Annotated in this window: 8 protein-coding genes; 4 read left to right on the forward strand and 4 right to left on the reverse strand. The window is 68.6% G+C overall.

The window, feature by feature from the left end; genetic code table 11:
• Positions 1-31: 31 nt before the first annotated feature.
• The 4 genes from PS060_RS09700 to PS060_RS09715 all read right to left on the reverse strand — a co-directional run bounded on the left by PS060_RS09700 (position 32) and on the right by PS060_RS09715 (position 6,751).
• Positions 32-2,794, reverse strand: coding sequence for a phosphoenolpyruvate carboxylase (locus PS060_RS09700; protein WP_273982766.1), 2,763 nt, complete (start codon positions 2,792-2,794; stop codon positions 32-34).
• Positions 2,791-3,780 carry a glucokinase gene (locus tag PS060_RS09705; RefSeq protein WP_273982768.1) on the reverse strand — a complete coding sequence of 330 codons (990 nt, stop codon included), beginning with the start codon at positions 3,778-3,780 and terminating at the stop codon, positions 2,791-2,793. The genes PS060_RS09700 and PS060_RS09705 overlap by 4 nt, the downstream gene beginning before the upstream one ends.
• Positions 3,781-3,879: 99 nt before the next feature.
• Positions 3,880-6,018, reverse strand: a complete 2,139-nt coding sequence (locus tag PS060_RS09710; RefSeq protein ID WP_273982770.1) for a S46 family peptidase — start codon at positions 6,016-6,018, stop codon at positions 3,880-3,882.
• Positions 6,019-6,115: 97 nt separating this feature from the next.
• Positions 6,116-6,751 carry a DUF1826 domain-containing protein gene (locus PS060_RS09715; protein ID WP_273982772.1) on the reverse strand — a complete coding sequence of 212 codons (636 nt, stop codon included), beginning with the start codon at positions 6,749-6,751 and terminating at the stop codon, positions 6,116-6,118.
• A 187-nt stretch (positions 6,752-6,938) separates the two neighbouring features.
• On the opposite strand from PS060_RS09715, the gene PS060_RS09720 reads away from it, so the two are divergent.
• The 4 genes from PS060_RS09720 to PS060_RS09735 all read left to right on the forward strand — a co-directional run bounded on the left by PS060_RS09720 (position 6,939) and on the right by PS060_RS09735 (position 19,462).
• Entirely contained in the window at positions 6,939-7,793 is an 855-nt protein-coding gene (locus tag PS060_RS09720; protein ID WP_273982774.1) for a hypothetical protein, read from the forward strand.
• A 354-nt stretch (positions 7,794-8,147) separates the two neighbouring features.
• Positions 8,148-9,962: a ShlB/FhaC/HecB family hemolysin secretion/activation protein gene (locus PS060_RS09725; RefSeq protein WP_273982775.1), complete on the forward strand. Its 1,815-nt coding sequence runs from the start codon at positions 8,148-8,150 to the stop codon at positions 9,960-9,962.
• 1 nt (position 9,963) lies between these two features.
• Positions 9,964-16,395 (forward strand): beta strand repeat-containing protein, encoded by a 6,432-nt coding sequence (locus tag PS060_RS09730; RefSeq protein ID WP_273982776.1) that lies wholly within the window; start codon positions 9,964-9,966, stop codon positions 16,393-16,395.
• A 1-nt stretch (position 16,396) separates the two neighbouring features.
• Positions 16,397-19,462, forward strand: a complete 3,066-nt coding sequence (locus PS060_RS09735) for a CHAT domain-containing protein (protein ID WP_273982777.1) — start codon at positions 16,397-16,399, stop codon at positions 19,460-19,462.
• Positions 19,463-19,469 lie beyond the last annotated feature (7 nt).

The raw sequence follows: 19,469 nt of genomic DNA on the forward strand, positions 1-19,469 counted from the left end.
GGGGTGGGAGCCGAAGGTGCTGTCTGCGCCGTTACCCGTGCGCGCCGAATTCGTTGGCAATCGCCGTGCTGATCCGGAGCGACAATTCCTGCGCGCGGGCGATCGGCGTGATGAAGTCGCGCTCGATCGCGCCGTAACCTTCCTCGCCGCCATCGGGGTAGTCGCTTGGCTCGTCCAAGGGGAAATCGCGCGGGCCGGGCACCCGGACGGGGAAGGCGCGGCGCAGCTGGGCGAGGGCTTCGTCGACCCGCAAGGTCATCACCATTTCGATCACGTCGCGGCGGCTGATGTCATTGGCGCGGCTGAAGGCGGGGACGGCGACGGCCTTGAGGAACATATGTTGCAGCAGGGCGAGCCGGAGCGCCTGCAGCACGCCGATGCGGCGGCGCACGTGCTCGCGGGTGTCGTCGGGCGCCTCATCGGGCAGCAGGTCGGTCAAGCGGTGGAGCTTGATCGCGTCGATCCTCAGGCGCGAGGCGAGGCGCCGGAACACGCCGGTGCGGTCATCGCCCACCAGATATTCAGCCAGCGCCGCGCACGGTTCGGCGAGGTGCTCTTCAGTGCCGCGATAGGTGCGGCTCGCCCAATAGGCCGAGTTGAACAGCTCGCCATAGGCCGCAACGGTCTTGATGCTGGCGAGCGCATTGGCGCGGCGCACCAGCCGCATGACCTGTCGGCCGCGGGCGCTGTCGGCGAGCAGCGCGGCGATTTCCTCGCGGTTGCCATCTGCGGCGCTGCCGATCCCGGCGATGACGTTCACCGGGTAGCCCAATTGCTGGAGGATCGCATTGTGCGGGATCGCGCGGATCTGGCGCAGGCTCATCTCGCGGTCGGCGTTGATGTCGCTCTGGCGGCGCGAGACGCGGCTACCGGTGGGGTTCAATAGCCCAAGCCCGAAAGCGGTGACCGCGCGCGAATAGGTGCGGCTGGCAAGGTGATCGCCCTGATGCTCCTTCACCGCGCGGTAGAAATCGAGGCTGATGTCGGTGCGGTGGTAGAACGGGTCGGCGGGCGCGGCGAGATCGGTCTCGGCCGGCCGCAGTTCGGCGATGCGGGTGAGGGTCGCGAGCGCGAGCTCAGGGGTGGCGAAGAACAGGTAGCCATCGCCGCCCTGAAAGCTGACCTCGGGCTCGAGCTGGATGCCGGCCCGCGCAAACCGGCGCCGGGCCCAGGGGGAGAGCGGCCATTCGAGCCGGTCGGCAAGGCTCGCCGGGTGCGCGCCGCGGCCCATGCTCTCGCCATGGGTGTTGAACACCAGCGCGGCAATATCGCCGAGGCCGTTGGCTGCCATGGCTTCGGCGAGGCGGCCTTGCAGGCGCTCGATGGCAAGAGCAGCGGGCACCTGCCCGACAAAGCGCCCCGCGTCCGAAAAGCCGGTCTGCACCGAAACCCGCCCGCGGGTGCGGGCATAGGCGCGGTAGGCAGGCTCGGCGAGCAGCGCATCGAGGAAGCGTCCACCGTGTTCCAGCGCGGTCTCGGTCTCGAACAGGGGCGAGACATCGACCTTGTCTTCCACCCCGAACAGCTTGGCGAAATAGAGCGCGGCGAGCACCGTGGCGGGCTGTTCGCACTCGGCCACCAGCATCCGGATCGGGGCATCGGCGTCGATGTGCTTGAGGATCTGCGCCATCGCGAGGAATTGGCGGATCGCGGTCGAACTTTCGGTGGCGAGTGCGGCGAAGTTGGTGCGTAAGGGCTGCGCCTCGTCGACCATCCGGCGCAGGGTGGCAATCGCGCCCTTGCTGGCAAGGTCGATCACCTCGTCATCGGCAAGGCGGCGGCGCACGGCATTGTGGAGCTGCTTGGCGTTCACCCGGAAGTGGATCCAGCCCATGCCAAGCCCATCGGCCCGCATCGCCGCCGCCAGCGTAAGCAGCGCGACCGCGCGAGCCGCCGGGGCGCCAGCTGCTTCGTCTTCGAGCGCGGCGATCACCGGGGCGAGCGAGAGCAGGTTGTCCGCGCTGTGGGTGGTCAGCTTGTTGGCGGCAGCGGCGAGTGCCTCGGCCCCCGTCAGATCGCCCGCAAAATCCTCGGCGCGCGCCTTGGCGAAGGCGGTGGCGGGCCTGAGCGCGGCGAGCAGCGGGTGGGCAGCGTCCAGCGCCTCAAGACTGGCGGTGTAGCGCGCCAGCCGCTCGGCCTTTTCCTGAAGCCGGAAGGCGATCGAGGTGTGCCAGCCGATGTCGGTGCGCCCGTCCATGTCGTAGCCGACCCAGCTGGCAAAGCGGAACGGCAGCGGGCGCAGGGTGCGCCATGTCTCGGGCCACCGGCTGCGTGCGTCCTCGAGCAACCGGGTGACGATCACGTCGCGGGCGTCCTGCGCGCGGGCCATTGCGTCCATCGCCGCGCGGTGTTCGTGTTCCAGCGTCACGGCGGTGCGGGTGGCAGGCACGGCGCAGACCGCGTCATCGACATCACCCGGCGCCGAGGCGGCTTCGGCAACGGCAGCGGCCTGGGCGGGTGCGAGGAGGAAGGTGGGGTGGGCGGTGAAAACGGCGTGCAGCTGCGGGCGCTGCCAGCGCGCGGCAAAGGATTCGAAGGTCTCGCCCTCATCGATCAGGGGCTGCGTTGACGGCGGCGCGGCGAGCAGGCTGCGCAGCTTCTTCGCACGCGCCTTCAACCCGTCACATTCCAGCTGCGCCACCAGCGCGGTCAGATCATCGAGGCTGACTTCGCCCCCTTCCAGCGCCCGCGACAGATCGAGCGAGAGTTGGAACACCGGGTTGAACAGCGGCGTTTCGCGGGTGCGCTGGTGCAGCTCGCCCAGCCGGGCTTCAAGGGCAGCGACGGTCTTCATGGATGTTCCGAGGCGAAGGCGGCCGCCGCGCCGAACAGGCCGGGCTGCGGGTGGACGATCAGCTTGACCGGGATGCCCGCCATCAGGCTTTCGAACCGCCCCTTGGCCTTGAAGCGCGCCGCAAACCCCGAGGCCAGCAGCGTGTCGCGGATGCGGTAGCCGAGGCCGCCTGCAATCACCACGCCCGCAAAGCCGCCCTGCGCCAGCGCCAGATCGCCCGCGACCGATCCGAGTGACAGGCAGAACCGGTCGACTGCGGCGGCGGCCAGGCTGTCTTCTCCGCTGGTGCCGAGGTTCCAGATTTCGATGGCTTCGCGCTCAGGCTCGGTGCGGCCTTCGAGCGCGGCGAGCGCCTGATAGATGTCGACGATGCCGGGGCCGGCCACCACCCGCTCGACCGACACGCGCAGATGCCGCTGGCGCAGACGGGCGAGGATCGCGTCCTCGATGCTGTCGAGCGGGGCAAAGTCGATATGCCCGCCTTCTGTCGCCTGCACGCGGTAACCGCCGCCCTCGGAGCGGTAGAGATGCGCCACGCCAAGGCCCGTGCCCGGCCCGATCACGCTGATCGTGCCCTCGCGGCCCAATGGCTGGTCGGGGCCGGCAAGGTGCAGGAACTGGCTGTCGTCGGCGCGCGCCACGGCATGGGCGACGGCGGCGAAATCATTGACGAGGGTGAAGCGCTCCACCCCCAGCTTTTCCGGGATCAGCGCCGGGCGGATGATCCACGGGTTGTTGGTGAAGCGGATGACGGGATTGAGGTTGCCGGGTGTTCCCACCGGCCCGGCAATCGCCATGCTGACGGCGGCGGGCAGAGTGCCGCCCTTGCGGTCGCGGTAGGCTTCCCACGCGGTCTGGAAGCTGGCGTGATCGGCGGTGTGGAGCGTTTCGGGCTCGTCGAGACTGATCGCGCCGCCCGCGCCGATGCTGGCAATCGCAAAGCGGGCGTGCGTCCCGCCGATATCGACCACCACCACGTCCTGCATCGCTCTCTCCCCGTCCGGAACCCTGACCGGGGCAGCAATAGCAGGCGGCGCGCGGGATTCCCACGCGCCGCATACTTATTCAGATTGGCAGGCGCAGCCTCACTTGGCGGTGACGCCCATTTCCTTGAGCAGACGATCCGCGCCGTCGACCTTTTCCATGGTCCACAGCATGAAGCGGCTGTCGACGTGGATGGTGCGGTTGATCTTGGGATCATACATCCAGTCGCTGACCACGCCCTCGATCGTGCCGTCGAAGGCAAGGCCGACGAACTCGCCCTTGGCGTTGAGCGTCGAGGAGCCCGAATTGCCGTTGGTGATGTCGACGGTCGAGAGGTAGTCGACCGGCAGCGTGCCCAGTTCCGGCGCGGCCCAGCGGCCATAATCCTTGGCCTTGATCAGCTCGACCATCTTGTCGGGCGCATCGAATTCACCGCGGCCCGTGTGCTTGGCAACGATGCCTTCGGCGGTGGTGAAGGGCGTCCAGATCTGCCCGTCGACCGCCTTGCCGGTGACCTTGCCATAGGTGAAGCGCAGCGAGCCGTTGGCATCGGGATACATCGCCTTGCCCTGCGACGCTGCATAGGCGAGGCGCGCCTGCATCACCGCCGAACGGGCCTTCTGCACTTCGCCCGAGCGGGCCTTTTCAGCCGCCTCGTTGGCCATCGCTTCGTCATAGGTGGCGACCGCCAGCTGGATGAAGGGATCGCTCGACGCCTTGAAGTCGGCCGGGGTCTTGCCCATCCACTCCATCCGCTTGGCGGTGTTGCCGAGTTCGGTCGCGGCGTAGAAGCTGGCGATGTCCTTGCCTTCCATGAAGGCATCGAAGCTTGTGTTGCGCTTGTCGGCGGGCAGGCTGCGGTATTCGGCGATGCCGTCGGTCCACAACGCCTGATCGATCGCGGGCACATAGCGCCGCTCGATCCGCTGCATCGCCTGCGTCATGAACGCCTTGTCGCGCTCCTGAAAGCCGGGTTCGCGGTCCTTGTCGGGCTTGGCCTGCTCGTTCGCCCAGCGATAGAGCTGGCGGGCCGCACCATAAAGCTGGCCGCGCCCGAGCATCCCGCGCTTGGCATCGGCGAGCGCCTCGGCATTGCCGGCGGCGATCAGTTCATCAAGCTTGGCGAGCGAGGGGCCATATTGCGCCTCGCGCGCCGGATCGGCCTTGATCCAGGCCCGGAACGCGGCTTCCTCGGCCTGCTTCTTGGCGACCAGCGAGATCGCGTCGGCGCCTGCCATCTGGCCAGCGATCTTCTTCTCGTAGTTCTCGGTGCCCTGCAAGGTGGCGGCATAGGCGATGGTCGCGGCCTGATCGCCCGCGGTCAGCTCGTCGATGCGGTCGCCATATTCGGCCAGCATCCGCTGCTGGTAGGGGTAGAGCTCTTCATAGGAGAAGCGCGCTTCTTCGGCCATGCGCAGACGCTCGGTGGTGCCGGGGAAGCCGGCGACCATCACGAAGTCGCCTTCCTTCACGCCCTCCTTGGCGATCGGCAGCCAGGCCTTGGGCTTGAAGGGCACATTGTCCTTGCTGAACGGCGCCGAGGAGCCATCGGGGGCGACGTAAGCGCGGTAGAACGAGAAGTCGCCGGTGTGGCGCGGCCACATCCAGTTGTCCTTCTCGCCGCCGAAATTGCCCACGCCCGCGGCGGGCGCATAGACGAGGCGCACGTCCTTGATCTCGAGCTGCTGCTGGAGCCAGTACTGCGCGCCGCCGAAATAGGCGCGCACGTCGCAGCGGCGGTTGGCCTGCTTTTCGCACGCCTCGATCAAGGCCTGACGGTTGGCCTGCAAGCGGTCGTAACGCGCGCGGCCATCGAGCTTGTCGCCACCCTTGAGCACGTCCTTGGTCACGTCGCGCAGGTCTTCGATCACATAGACGCGGCTGCCCGGCGCGGCGGGGAGTTCATCGCCCAGTTCCTTGGCGAGGAAGCCGTTGGTGAGGTAGTCGTTTTCGGGCGAGGAATTGTACTGGAGCGATCCGGCAACGCAGTGGTGGTTGGTCGCGACCAGGCCTTCGGGCGAAAGGAACGCGGCCGAACAGCCACCCAGCGAGGCAATCGCGGTCAGCGGCGGGCGTTGCAGGTCGCCCAGCGTCTTGGCGTCGAGTTCGAGGCCGGCGGCCTTCATCTGATCGGCGATCGCAGCCGTCTGGCTCGGCAGCCACATCCCTTCATCGGCCTGGACAGCGGCAGGTGCGGCCATGATCAGGGCCGAAGCCCCGGCCAGCAGGAACTTCTTCATCGAGCACATCCCTTGTTGCGAGCGATGCCCTGTCCCCGCCCAAAGCGGCAGGCATCGCATGGTTGATCCGCGCCCGCGCGGGCGCATGGCGCGCCTGTTAAGGCAGTTGCTCCTGCGGCGGAAGGGGACAATCTGCCCCATCGACGAACGACCGACTGGCGGGGTTGAGCACCAACAGCAGCCGCGCCCCGCCCTCGGTCTCGCTGATCGGGGGAGAGCGGTGGATGGCGGGATTCTCGCTCGCCAGCTTGCCCTTGAACAGCCCCACATCAAAGGGGGCGAGGCGATGGATGCGCTGCGGCGCGCCGCCCTCAGCCACCCGCGCCGCATCGGCCTCGTCGAGCCAGTCGGTGCCTTCGCCGACATACGTGGTGATAAGGCGGGCGGTGACATAGTCGGCGTGGAACTTGCGGCAACTGTCGGTGCGCACGACCTCGAGCCGCAACTCGCAGGTGGCCAGCTCCATCGCGGTGCAGAAGTGGTGGGCGAGCATCGCGACATCTTCGACCAGCGCAGCGTGGCAGGCCGCATCGCCGCCGAAGCCGCCGGTCACCAGCCCCTGAGCGAGCAGCGCGGGCAGGCTCTGGCTCGAGCAGCTGAACCGCAGGTCTTGCGGGTCGCCTTCGGTCAGGGCCGCAAAGTCGGCGAAGGGCGTGCGCTGCCAGATGGCGAGGCTGCATTCGGGCTCCCGGATCGCGGCCAGCCCCGCGGGCTTGTCGACATATCGGGTCATGCGAGTGAGCGGTGCGTGCATAGTGGGGGAAAGCCTCTGGGCGCTACAGGATGATACGTTATCTCATAATCTAATGCTGCCCGGCACAGCTGGCAAGCCCGCGACTGTGCGAATGTCTCTTGCGAGCCATTATCATCTGGGCCATGAGGCGCACCGGATTACCCCCGCGATCAAGGACGCATCCCCCATGAACAGCACGCTCAAACTCTGGACTCAGCTCGGCCTCGGGACAGCGCTGGCAGGGGGCCTTCTGGCCGCCTGTGGCGGGGAAGCGGGGGGCGAGGCCGGGGGCGAGGCGGGTGCCACCCCCGAAGCTGCCGCCACCGCCGGTGAAGGCGAAGGCGGCGCGGGCGAGGGCGAGGCGGCGGTCGGCGCAGGCGGCGAAGGCGAAGGCGGTGTTGCCGTCGCCGATGCGGCCAGCGATCCCGTCGCCTATGGCATTGCCCTTGCGGTGGCCGAGGCCCACGTCGTGGCCGCGCGCGATGCCTATGGCGCGGGCAAGAAGGAAGCCGCCGCCGAAATGTTCGCGCATCCTGTCAGCGAGGTGCTGGTGGACATGGAGCCGACCTTCACCAAGCTGGGCGTTGCCGACGTGAAGCCGCTGTTCACCGCCGCTTCGGATGCGGCCCTTGCGGGCAAGAGCACGGCCGAGGTCGGCAAGGCCTATGACGCGATCATCGCCGCGCTGCGGCAGGCGGCGACCAAGGCGCCCAAGACCGACGCCAGCAGCGCCAAGGTCGCAACCGGGGTCATCGCCGACATGATTGAACGCGCCAGCACCATGTACCGCCAATTGCCCGGCAATGACGCCTACGAGCCCTATCTCGACGGCTATGGCTTTGCCCGCGTCGCGGCTTCGGCCTTTGCCGCCAACAGCACCGCGATCAAGGCCGAGAACCCGGCTGTCCACGCGCGCATCACCGAGGCGCTGGCGCTGCTCGCCAAGGCCTATCCGGGCGCGGCGCGTCCGGCCAAGCTGCCCGCCGAGCCGGGGGCGCTGTCCGGCGCTTCGGCCAAGGTGATGCTCGCCGCGCAGAACTGATCGGCTGGACTGACCGGCCGCGCCCGACAGCGCTGCCGGTCGCCTGTGCCTGCGCTGTGCCTGTGCTGTGCCACGGCCACCCCCTCGGCTTGGCAGCGCTCACATTTGTGCAAATGCGACAAAGTGACACCCAAAGCCGGGTGTGAGGCCTTGCGCGCTTGTTTTTGAGGCCTGTGGGAGTAGTCTTCGCGCCAAGGGGTCGCCGATCTGCCATGCGATGGCTGCGCTGTTGCGCGGGCACCGGGCAGGCCGGATGAAAAACGCAGTCCACTGTCTTGGCCGGGTCAGGGTCGCGCAGGGACGCTGTGTCTTTTGGGGGGGAATTTGCCGAAACACGTCACCAGCTCGCGCCCTGTGCAGCATCGGCCTCTGCGCGCCCTGCGGCGGGCAGGATCGGCGCTGGCGCTCGGCATGGCGCTCGTTGCGGGCGCGCAGCCTGCTCTTGCCCAGCAACAGCCGCCGCTGGCGCAGATCACCCCGCCCAACCGCAGCGACCTCATCCCGCCCGAGCTGCGGCGCGAGGAAAAGAGCGTCACGCTGACCGTCGACGGCGATTTCGAGCGTCCGCCCTGCGCGCTCGATCGCCCCGAATTTGCCGACATCCGCTTCACCGTCAAAGGCGCGGCCTTTGTCGGGCTTGACCGCGTGCCGGGCCTGTCGCTCGATCAGGCCTATGCCGATTACGTTGGGCGCGAATTGCCGGTGTCGGTGCTGTGCGACATCCGCGCGGAAGCCAACGCGCTGCTGCGCAGCAAGGGCTATCTCGCCACGGTCGAGATCCCCGAACAGAGCCTTGCCGATGGCATCCCCGATTTCAGGGTGGTGTTCGGACGGCTGACGGCAGTGCGCGTGCGCGGCGAGGCGGGGCCGTCGGAACGGCTGGTGGCAAGCTACCTCGAAAAGCTGACCCAGCAGGACGTGTTCAACACCAACACCGCCGAACGCTATCTGCTGCTGGCCGATGATCTGCCGGGCCTCGATGTGCGCCTGTCGCTGCGACCGGCGGCGGGCGGCGCGCCGGGCGATCTGGTCGGCGAGATCGCGGTGCTGCGCCAGAAGGCGATGGCCGACGTCAATATCCAGAACCTCGGCTCGCGCGCGATCGGGCGGCTGGGCGGGGTGCTGCGGGGCGAGATCTACGACGTCACCGGGCTGGGCGACCGCACCTCGGTGGCGCTGTTCTCGACGCTTGATTTCGACGAGCAGCAAACCCTCCAGCTCGGCCATGATTTCCGGGTGGGGAGCGAAGGGCTCAGGTTCGGCGGGCAGCTGACGCTGAGCCAGACCAAGCCCGCCACCGGGATCGCCGGCTTCAATGTCGAGGCCGAAACGCTGTTTGCCAGCCTCTATGCCAGTTATCCGCTGGTGCGCAGCCGCAAGCACAGCATCTATGTCGATGGCGGCTTCGATGTGGTCGATCAGAATGTCGACGTGAACAATGTCGCCCTGACCCGCGACAAGGTGCGCGTGGCCTTTGCGCGGGTGGCGGGCGAGGTGCTCGATCAGCGTTCGGTGCTGCGCGCGGACGGCTATTCCCCGTTCGAGCCGCGCTTCCGGCTGCGCTACGGGATCGAGGCGCGCCACGGGCTCGATGTGCTGGATGCCAGCCCCGATTGCCGCGCCAATCTGCTCGGTTGCCTGCTCGGCGGGGCCGCGCCCCCCAGCCGGATCGAGGCCGATCCCACGCCCTTCCTGGTGCGGCTCAATGCCGGGATCGAATGGCGCCCGCTGCCACAGCTCGCCTTCGTGCTCGACAATCAGGGGCAGATCACCAACGATCCGCTGCCCGCCTTCGAGGAAATCGCCGCAGGCAGTTTCTCGATCGGGCGCGGTTATGATCCGGGCGCGGTGCTGGGCGACAGCGGCGTGCTCAATTCGCTCGAAGTGCGCTTCGGCACGCTGATGCCCACCCGCGCGGAGACCGTCGCCTGGCAGACCTATCTGTTCAGCGATGTCGCGCACGTCTGGAACGAGGATCCCAGCCGCCGCGCGGCCAACCCCGACCGGCTGTGGTCGGCAGGGGCCGGGGTGCGCTTTGCCTGGGGGCAGGGATTGCAGGGCGATTTCCTCGTCGCTGCGCCGCTCGTCCGGCCCGATCTTGCGCTCGAGAAGGGCGACATCCGTTTCCTGTTTACGCTGACAGCCCGCCTGCTGCCGTGGAGATTCTGACATGACCCATCCCTTGCGCAATCGTTCGCGCCTGCTGGTCGGCTGCGGCAGCGCCGCGCTCGCGCTGGCGCTGGTGCTGTCGCCGCACCGGGCGGCGGCGCAGGGTATTCAGGCGGGCGGACAGGTGGTTTCGGGCTCGGCCGAGATCAACACGGTCGACACCACCACGACCCGTGTCGATGTGTTCTCGCCCACCGCTGTGATCGACTGGACGCCGCAGACCGACAACAACGGCAATGCGCTCGATTTCCTGCGCACCGGCGCGACCGCGATTTTCCGCGCTGCGCAGGGCGATAATTTTGCGGTGCTCAACCGCATCCTGCCGACCGCGAACAACAATATCGCGGTCATCAACGGCGCGGTGCTGGGGCAGGTGCGCGATGCTACGGGCGGGTTCGTGCCGGGCGGCTTCATCGCCTTCTATTCGCCCACCGGGATTCTGGTCGGCAGCAATGCGACTTTCGATGTCGGCAGCCTGCTGCTGACCACGCTCGATCCGGTGTCGGGCACCTTCGATGATTTCGTGCAGGGCGGCAACCTGACGCTGCAGGGCCAGCAGGGCACCACGGCGCTGATCGACATTCGCCAGGGGGCGCAGATCAACGCCCTCAACGAGAACGCCTTCTTTGCGGCCGTCGGGGCCGAAGTCGCGATGCGCGGCACGGCGCGGGTCAATGGCAGCCACGCCTATGTAGCAGGCGAGCTGGTCAACCTCAGGTTTTCGAACGGCCTGTTCGACATATCGATTCCGGTCGGAACCTCGGCCGCTGGCGAGGTGCTGCGGCTTGACGGCAATATCGGTGGCCCGTCGAGCACCGGCGATAATGATGCGCACATGATCTACGGGGTGATGCGCGCCGCGCGCGACCCGATCTCGATGCTGCTGCGCGGCAATGTCGGCTTCGATACCGCCCAGAGCGCCGGGATCGTCAACGGCGAGATCATTCTTGCGGCCAATTACAACGTCTTCGGGCGCAACGTCGACACCGGCTCGATCCGCGACGGCAAGGACGCGGTGTTCCGCGGCGAGCGGGCGACGAGCGAGATCGACGTGACGGTGAACCTGCGCGATGTCAGTTCGACCTCCAGCATCCTTGCCATCAGCAATGGCCGCACCATCGCCTCGACCCTTGATGGCGCGCTGTCGGTCGCGGGCAACCTCCTGCTCGTGGGGCGCACCCGCGCCGAGCTGTCGGCCGCCGGGCCGGGGCCGGTTACGATCAAGGGCGACCTGCTGATCGACGCACGCGATTTCGGCGTGGTGAGTTCGAGCCTGCAATCGCTCGATGCGATCAACGCGACCGGCGGGATTGCCCGGCTTTCGGTCGGTAATGGCTCGGCGGTGGTCAATATTGATGGTGACGTGACGATCACCTCCGACGCCTTTGCCGGAGCGGACGACATCAACCGCATCACCGGCACATCGCGCGGCGGGACAGCCGAAATCGCGATGACCGGCGGGCGGCTCGCGATTGGCGGGCTTGTCAGTCTCAACGCCTCGGCCTTCGGCAGCTCGATCGGCGATGTGCGCACCGGCGCCGCAGCGCGGGGCGGCACGGCGCGGATCGTGCTGAGCGGCAACAGCGCGGCGACGATCGACAGCAACCTGTTCCTTGCAGCGGACGGCGATGGGGCCGACGGGGACACCAATTCGGCCTCGACCGCGTCCAACGCCTTTGGCGGGGCGACGCTGATCTCGCTCGCGGATTCGGCGACTCTCGGCGTGCGCGGTGATGTCGGCCTGTTTGCCGCTGCCTTTGCGCGCGGCTCCAACGGGTCGGGCGACGGGGCGCTCGCCGATGGCGGGACGGCGGAGATTGCGGTCGATGGCACCGGGGCGCTGACGATCGACGGCCAGCTCGAACTCGATGCCTCGGCCTTCGGCGGCGACAATGGCGGCGGCAAGGGCGGGCGGGCGCTGGGCGGCGCGGCACGGGCGATCACGCGCGGTGCCGGGCGGATCACGGTCGGCGGCGAGTTCCTGGCCTTCGGCAATGCGACGGGCGGCAACGGCATTTCGGGCGGCGATGCCGAGGCGGGGCTTGCGGGCGCCAATGCCGTGACCGGCACCATCGCATTGCAGCAGGCGGCCCGCGCCAGTGCGATCGGGGTCGGCGGCAATGCCAATTTCGGGCATGGCGGCAATGGCGGCATCGGCCGCGGCGGCAATGCCTTCTTCCAGGCCAATGGCACCGCCAGCCAGCGCGCCGTGGTCACCATTGGCGGTCAGGCCGACGTGCGCGCCGATGGTCGCGGGGGCGAGGGTGGGTCTGACGATGGCCAGCAGATCGCGCCGGGCAATGGCGGCGATGGCTATGGCGGATCGTCCGACACGCCCAACCAGGCCGACCCGACCTTCAACAGCGGCGCCTATCTGCTCGCAGGCGGCGATTATGGCGAGATCAGCGTCGCTGGCGAAGCCTTTGTCGCGGCGCAGGGATCGGGCGGGCGCGGCGGGCCGTCGAGCGACCAGTTCACGCCGGGGCGCGGCGGCAACGGGTTTGGCGGTCTGGCGCAGGCCGGTCTGGCGCTGCTCGGCGGGCCGGGCAATGTCGGCGGCGGGTTTGCCAGCTTCTCCAATCTCACGCTCGATACCACCGGCTTTGGCGGCACCGGCGGGGTCGACAACAGCAATGACGACCCGCGCGGCCTTGCGGGCAATGGCACGGGCGGCTTTTCCGCCCTGACGGTACGGGCCGGACGCGTGTCGGTGCAGCAGGTGCAGGCCAATGCGGTCGGCTTTGGCGGCACGGGCGGCACGGGCGGCAATGGCTTCGGCGGCGCTGCGGCAGTGCTGGGCGGCCTTGGCGGGCGGCTTGAGGCGACCGGGATCCTCCTGCTCGCGGGCGGTTCGGGCGGCTTTGCCATTGGCGGGCGCGGCGGCAATGGCACCGGCGGGGAAGCGGCGGTCGAGATCGACGGGATCACCATCGATGTCGATGGCGAGCTGATCGTCGATGCCAGCGGCAGCGGCGGCGCGGCCGAGACCGGTGCGGGCGGCAACGGCGTGGGCGGCACGGCCTATATCACCAATGTCGGCGACACAGGCGGCGGCACCCTGACCGTGACCGGCATCGCGCAGGTCTTCGCCAATGGCGAAGGCGGCGAGACGCGCGCCGCCTTTGCAGCGGGCAACGGCACGGGCGGGCTCGCCTTCATCCAGTCGCGCGGCGGCAGCACGATCACGCTGGGCTCGGCCCAGGCGGTGGCGACCGGGCGCGGCGGGCAGGCGTTGGTCCACGAAGGCGGCAACGGCATTGGCGGCACCGCCGAAATGCGCAGCCTCGGAACAGGCAGCCGCCTGATTATCCAGCGGAACATCATCACCGACCTGCAATCCGCGCCCGGTGCGGGCGGGATCCTGAGCGCCGACGGCAGCGGCGGCAATACCAATGGCGGCAGCGGGCTGGGCGGTCTGGGCCGGGGCGGCAACGTCGCCCTGCTCGCGCGGGGCGGCGGCAGCATCGCCCTGCCCACCAACATCGACCCCACCCAGGGCGTCATGCCCGAAATCGGCATCTGGGCGCGCGGCTTTGGCGGCGGATCGTCTGTGGATGCGGGCGAGGGCTTTGCCGGTGGCCCGGCGGGCATCGGCCAGGGCGGCACGGCAGTGATCGAGGTCGATGGCGCAGGATCGAGCCTTGTCATGGGCCGCACCCATTTCACCGTCTTCTCGCAGGGCGGATCGAGCACGGTTTCGACCAGCAATGTCCACGGCGGCCAGGGCATTGGCGGCACGCGCATCATCCGGGTGCTGAACGGCGGGACGGCGACGCTGGAGCTGGCCGGAGGCGCATCGGGCGCGCGCGGCGGCGATGGCTCGGGTTCGGGCGATGGCGGCGGGGCGATCAGCGGTTTCAACCAGATCGAGCTCAACGGCGGCACGCTCAACATCACGGGCCTGCTTGACCTCAGCGATATGTCGCGCGGGGGCGATGGTGTGCGCGGCGGCGCAGTGACCCTGAGCAATGGCGAAGGCGGGGTCGCGGGCGAGCTGCGCTTCTCCGCTACCGATTCGACCATCAATTTCACCCCCAACGGCACCGGCGAGGCCGGAATTGCGATCAACGGCGGGATCGTCGGCGGCACCGGCACGCGCACCGGCGGCAATGCCGCGGGCGTGCCGGTCAACTTCTCGCTGATCAACACCGATATAACCGGCGCCATCCTCAGGATCGCGGCCACGGTGACCGGCGGCAACGCCACTTCGGCGACCGGCAATGGCGGCAGCGCCACCTCTGCACCGGTGAACGTGCTGATCCGGAACTCGACGGTCGGCCTCAGGGGAGCCTCCTTCATCAACGCCGATGCCTTTGGCGGTGACGGTGGTGAGGGCGAAGGCACCGGCGGCAACGCCACCTCGGGTGCGGTCACGCTGACGGTTGAGGGTTCGGCGCTGACGGTCAGCTCGGATCAGGCGGGCGCAGGCACGTTCCGGGTGAGTTCGCGCGCCGAGGCCGGCGTGGCGCTGGTGCATGGCTCGGCCACCAGTCTCGATGCGATCTTCACCCTCGCCAGCTCGGCGCTGACACTCGATGAACTGGTCGTCGAATCGCGCTCGATTTCGGCGGGCGGCACCGACAACACTGAAGGCCGGGCGGCCTCCAGCGGCCTTGCCCGCCTGCGTCTGACCGGGGCGAGCACGATCGATGCCGGATTCATGGAAATCTACGCCAGCGCACAGGCGAAGGCGGGCGGCACGGCGTCGGGCGGCACCGCCTCGCTCGAAATCGAGGCCGACAGCCGGGCGCGAATTTCGGTCGGCAATCTGCGGCTCGCGGCCGACGGCTTCGGCGCGACGCCGGGGGGCAACCGCAACACCGCCGGGGTGTTCGCGATCAAGCTTGCCGATGGAACCGTCAACGCCGGGTCGCTGTTCGCCTCGGCCTTGGGAGACGGGCTGAACGGCGCGCTGCCGCCCTCGACCTTCCTCGCAGATCGTGGCTCCCTGCTGGTTTCGGGCGTGCTGAATGCCAATGCGCTGGGCGACGTGCTGATCCAGACCTTCAACGGCGGGGTCATCGGCGGCCCGGCGGGCACCTCGACCGCGCTGATCACGGTCAATTCGGGCCAGACCATCACCATCGAAGGCGATGACGACACCCGCGCCGGGATGGCGGGGGACAGAATCGGGCTGTCCTCGCGCGATATCGAAATCACGGCAGGGGCGCGGATCGCCGCGCCGGTGCTGGGCCTGTCCTCGATCAACACCGATGCGCCCGCAGTGATCGGCGGCACCGTGGATGGCGATGGCTGGACGCTGCTGGCTGAGGAAGCCGACCGGATCGACGGGCGCAACCTCACCTTCTTCATGCCGGTTCTGGTTGATCCGGGCGGCAACAACCAACTCAACCAGCCGATGGCGATCGATGCCAACACCCCGGCACTGATCATCCGCAACCTGACGCTGGCCGGGTCGGATGGTGACGGCTTCTCGCTGGTTCGCTTCCGCGTGGGATCGGCGACCGAGGGAATCATCCGGATCGAGGGCAACCTTGCCTTCGATGACACCATCGACAGCGATGTCCTCTCGCTGATTGCAGGCGGACGGATCGAGCTCGTCACGCCCGGCAGCATCCGCGTGACCAACAATGATGGTGGTCTGGGCGGTCAGATCGAACTGACGTCGGGCTATATCTGGGCGGCCGATGCTGCCACCATCGCCCAGCTGCAAACCAATCCCAACTTCGCCGGACGCGATGCGCTGCTTGCGGTCGCTGCGGCGGGGAGCGACGACCCGCTCGGCTATATCCGCGCCCGCGATGTCGACATTTTCATCAGCCGCGGGCTGCTGGTGCGCAACACCGGGACGGCCTCCGCGCAAGGCGGGATCCTGGTCGGCGATGCCGGACTGTCGATTGCCGGGTTCGACCCTGCCGTCAATCAGGGGGGCGGTGCAAACCAGCCCAAGGCCAACCCCGCCCCGCTCGATGTCTTCGCCTATGGCCGCAGGCTGACCGCTTCCGGTGACTTCATCGTCGGCGAAGCGTTCTTCCGCGAGGTCAATTTCAACCGCACGGGCAACGACCCGACGACCTACAGCTCCTCCAGCAAATTCAACGATTGCGACATCAACACGGGCGAATGTCCGCTGACCCCGCCGCCTCCGCCTCCGCCGCCTCCGCCGCCGCCGCCGCCGCCTCCGCCGCCGCCGCCACCGCCGCCGCCGCCACCGCCGCCGGAGCGGGAGCCGCCGGTTGCGATCAACAATCCGGAGGTGTTCGAAAAGCCGGTTGCCATTGGCGATTCGCGTCAGGGCGTGTCGGACGAGGACGAAGAGCGCTACGGCGTCGACTTCCCCGACCGTCCGGAAACGCCGCTGATCAGCGAAGACCCGCTGCTGGACGATCCGGTCACCAGCGGCAGCGATACCGCTGTCTATGGCACGGCTACGCCGCCTGCCCAGCCGGGCGCGCCGCAGGGAGGGAAGTGACATGAAGCATCCGCGTCTCTTTCCCGTCCGGCTCGCGGCCGGGGCTGCGGCGGCGCTGGCCGTGTTCGGCCTTGCCGCGCCCGGCCTTGCCGACAGTGCCGAAAACAGCGTCAGCCTGTCGTTGCGGGATACCTTCCCGATCGGTTCCAATGGCTTGTGCGAAGCGCAGATCCTGTCGCCCGAACCCGGCGCAGGGCTGTTCGACCGCCGCTATGCGGTGATCTGCCGCGATTCCGCCGCGCCGGTCGGCACCTTGTGGGTGGTCAAGCCCAAGGCGGGCGACAGCCCCGGCCCGGCGCGCTTTCTGGGGGAAGGCCACGGCTGCGGGAGCGATGCGGCGGCAAGGCAGGCCGCGCTTCCCGGCCTTGCTGCGGTCGAGCGCCTTACCTGCAAGCGTGACGGATCGATCCTTGCCACCGACCTGCTGATCGCAGGTCGCGCGGGCCGCACCTTTGCCGCATCCGGGCTCACCGCCTATTCCAAGGCGCTCGAACTCGGCCTCGCCTCGCTCGCCAGTGACGAGGTCGTGCCGGGCACGGTCGAGATCCCGCTGACCAGCACCACCGACGCCATCGCCTTCGCGCGCCAGCAGGCCGAAGCGATTGCGGGCGATCAGGCACTGTCGGAGGCCTATCGCCGTTCGAACGCGGGCAATTTTGCCGAGGCCTCGGAGTTCTTCGCAGCCTCGGCGGCGGCGCTCGCCGGGCCGGGCGCTGCCGAAGCGCAATTGAACGAGGCGTTGCAGCAGTCCAACCTCGGCAACTTCGCCGAAGGCCGCCGCCTGTTCGCCCTGACGCGCCCCGCAGCGGCGAGCAGCCCGTTGCTCGCGCGGCTCCAGCGCAATTACGAGGGCATGGACGCGCTCAACCAGCGCCAGCCCGCCCGTGCGCTGGCCATCCTCGACACCCCGCCCGCGGTCGAATTTGCCGACAACGACCTCGCCCGGTCGCTGACGATCGGCCCTGCACTGGCCGGGCAGCTGGCAAGCGAGAGCGGGCGCATCACCAGCGAATATTCACTCAGCCTCACCCCGCTGGAACGCGCGCGGCTGCTCGATGGACAGCACGCCTATCTCAAGGCAACCGCGCTGCGCCAGCTTGGGCGCACTGACGAGGCGACCGGCTTCCTGCGCGCAGCGAACGCGGCTTTCGGCGAAGTGCGCGGCGGTCGGGTTGTCTCGGTCGCGTGGCTGCGCGCGCAGGTGCTTGGCGAACTGGCCGAAGTGGCTGAGCGCGAAGGCCGGCCCGCCGAGGCCGAGGGGCTGCATCGGTCCGCGATCACATTGCTTCAGGCGACCTATCCCGGCACGCCGGTTCTTGGCAGCGCCAAAGCGCAGCTTGCAGGGTTTTACGCACGCGCTGGACGGCGCGATGACGCGCTTGGGCTCTATCGCGGGATCATCGGCGATGCCGAAGGCCGGGCGCTGCCTTCGCTGCGCGGGGTGATGACGCCCTATTTCGCTCTGCTGACCGAGGGCGGTGCAGCCGGAAGCGATGCCGCCGCCGATCTGTTCGCCGCCAGCCAGCTGCTCCAGCGTCCCGGCCTTGCCCAGACCCAGGCAGCGCTCGCCCGCGAGCTGTCCGAAGGCACCGACGAGGCCGCCCAGCTGTTCCGCACCGCGACCAATCTCGGCCGCGGGATCGAGCAGTTGCGGATCGCGCTGCTCGAGCTGGAGAGCCTCCCCGAGGCCGAGACCCGGCAGGCCACCCAGATCGCCGAGCGCCGCACCCGGCTTGAGCAGTTGCAGGCCCAGCAATCCGAGGTGCTGACGCGCCTTGCCGCCTATCCGCGCTATCGTGCGGTGAGCGGGGCGGGGATCGCGCTGTCCGATCTTCAGGCCATTCTCACCGAGGGCGAAGCCTATGTGAAACTGGTGACGCTCGAGCGGGAGGCCTATGTCGTCTATGCCACCCGCGACAGCGCGCGGGTGTGGCGCACCGATGCCAGCCCCAAGCAGATCGAAAGCATGGTCAACCAGATCCGCGACAGCATCGCGGTGGTCGAAGGCGGGCAGGTGCTGACCTATCCCTTCGACATTGCCGCCGCGCGCCAGCTTTATGTCAAGCTGTTCGCGCCGGTGGCCGATGATCTGCCCAAGGCGCGGCACGTGGTGTTCGAGCCCGATGGCGCGATGCTCAAGCTGCCGATCAACCTGCTCGTCACCGACGATGCCAGCGTCGCGGCCTATGAGGCGCGGATGAAGGTCAAGGACGCGGACGAGTACGATTTCCGCGGCACCAAATGGCTCGGGCGGCAGACGCAGGTGAGCACCGCAGTGGCGGCCGCCGCCTTCCGCGATGTTCGCGCCAGCCGTCCGTCCGATGGCAAGCGCGCCTATCTCGGCCTCGGCGAAAACGCACCGATCGGCAATGCGACGCCCGGCGCCGCGCGCACCCGTGCGGCGCTGGAGGCGGGCGAGAAGTGTCTGTGGTCGCCCAATATCTGGGCGCGGCCGGTCAAGGCGACCGAACTGCGCGAGGCAGCGGCGCGCTTTTCCTCAGGGACACAGGTGCTGACGGGCGCGGCTTTCACCGACACGGCCATTCAGGCGCTGCCCGACCTGTCCGAGTTCCGCATCCTGCACTTTGCCACCCACGGCCTTGTGACCGCGCCCCAGCCCGAATGTCCGCCGCGCCCTGCGCTGCTGACCAGCTTCGATGCCAGCGCGGGCTCTGACGGCCTTTTGAGCTTCGGTGAAATCTTCGACCTCAGGATCGATGCCGATCTCGTGATCCTCTCGGCCTGCGACACGGCGGGCACCGCCACCGTGGGCGCGACCCGCGAGGCGGGGGTGACGAGCGGGGGCGAGTTTGCGCTCGACGGGCTGGTGCGCGCCTTTGTCGGCGCAGGCGGGCGCACCGTGCTGGCGAGCCATTGGCCCGTGCCGGATGATTTCGACGCGACCGGGCGGCTGGTTTCGGGCCTGTTTGCAGAGGACGGGCGCAGCACCGCCGAGGCGCTGCGGGCTTCGCAGGAAGCGCTGATGGACAGCGCGGAAACATCGCACCCGTTCTACTGGTCGGCCTTCGCCGTGGTGGGCGATGGCGCTGCCAAACTGGCGCGCTGAGGCGGCG

It is taken from the genome of Erythrobacter sp. BLCC-B19 (genome assembly GCF_028621955.1).
Classification (GTDB): Bacteria; Pseudomonadota; Alphaproteobacteria; order Sphingomonadales; family Sphingomonadaceae; genus Erythrobacter.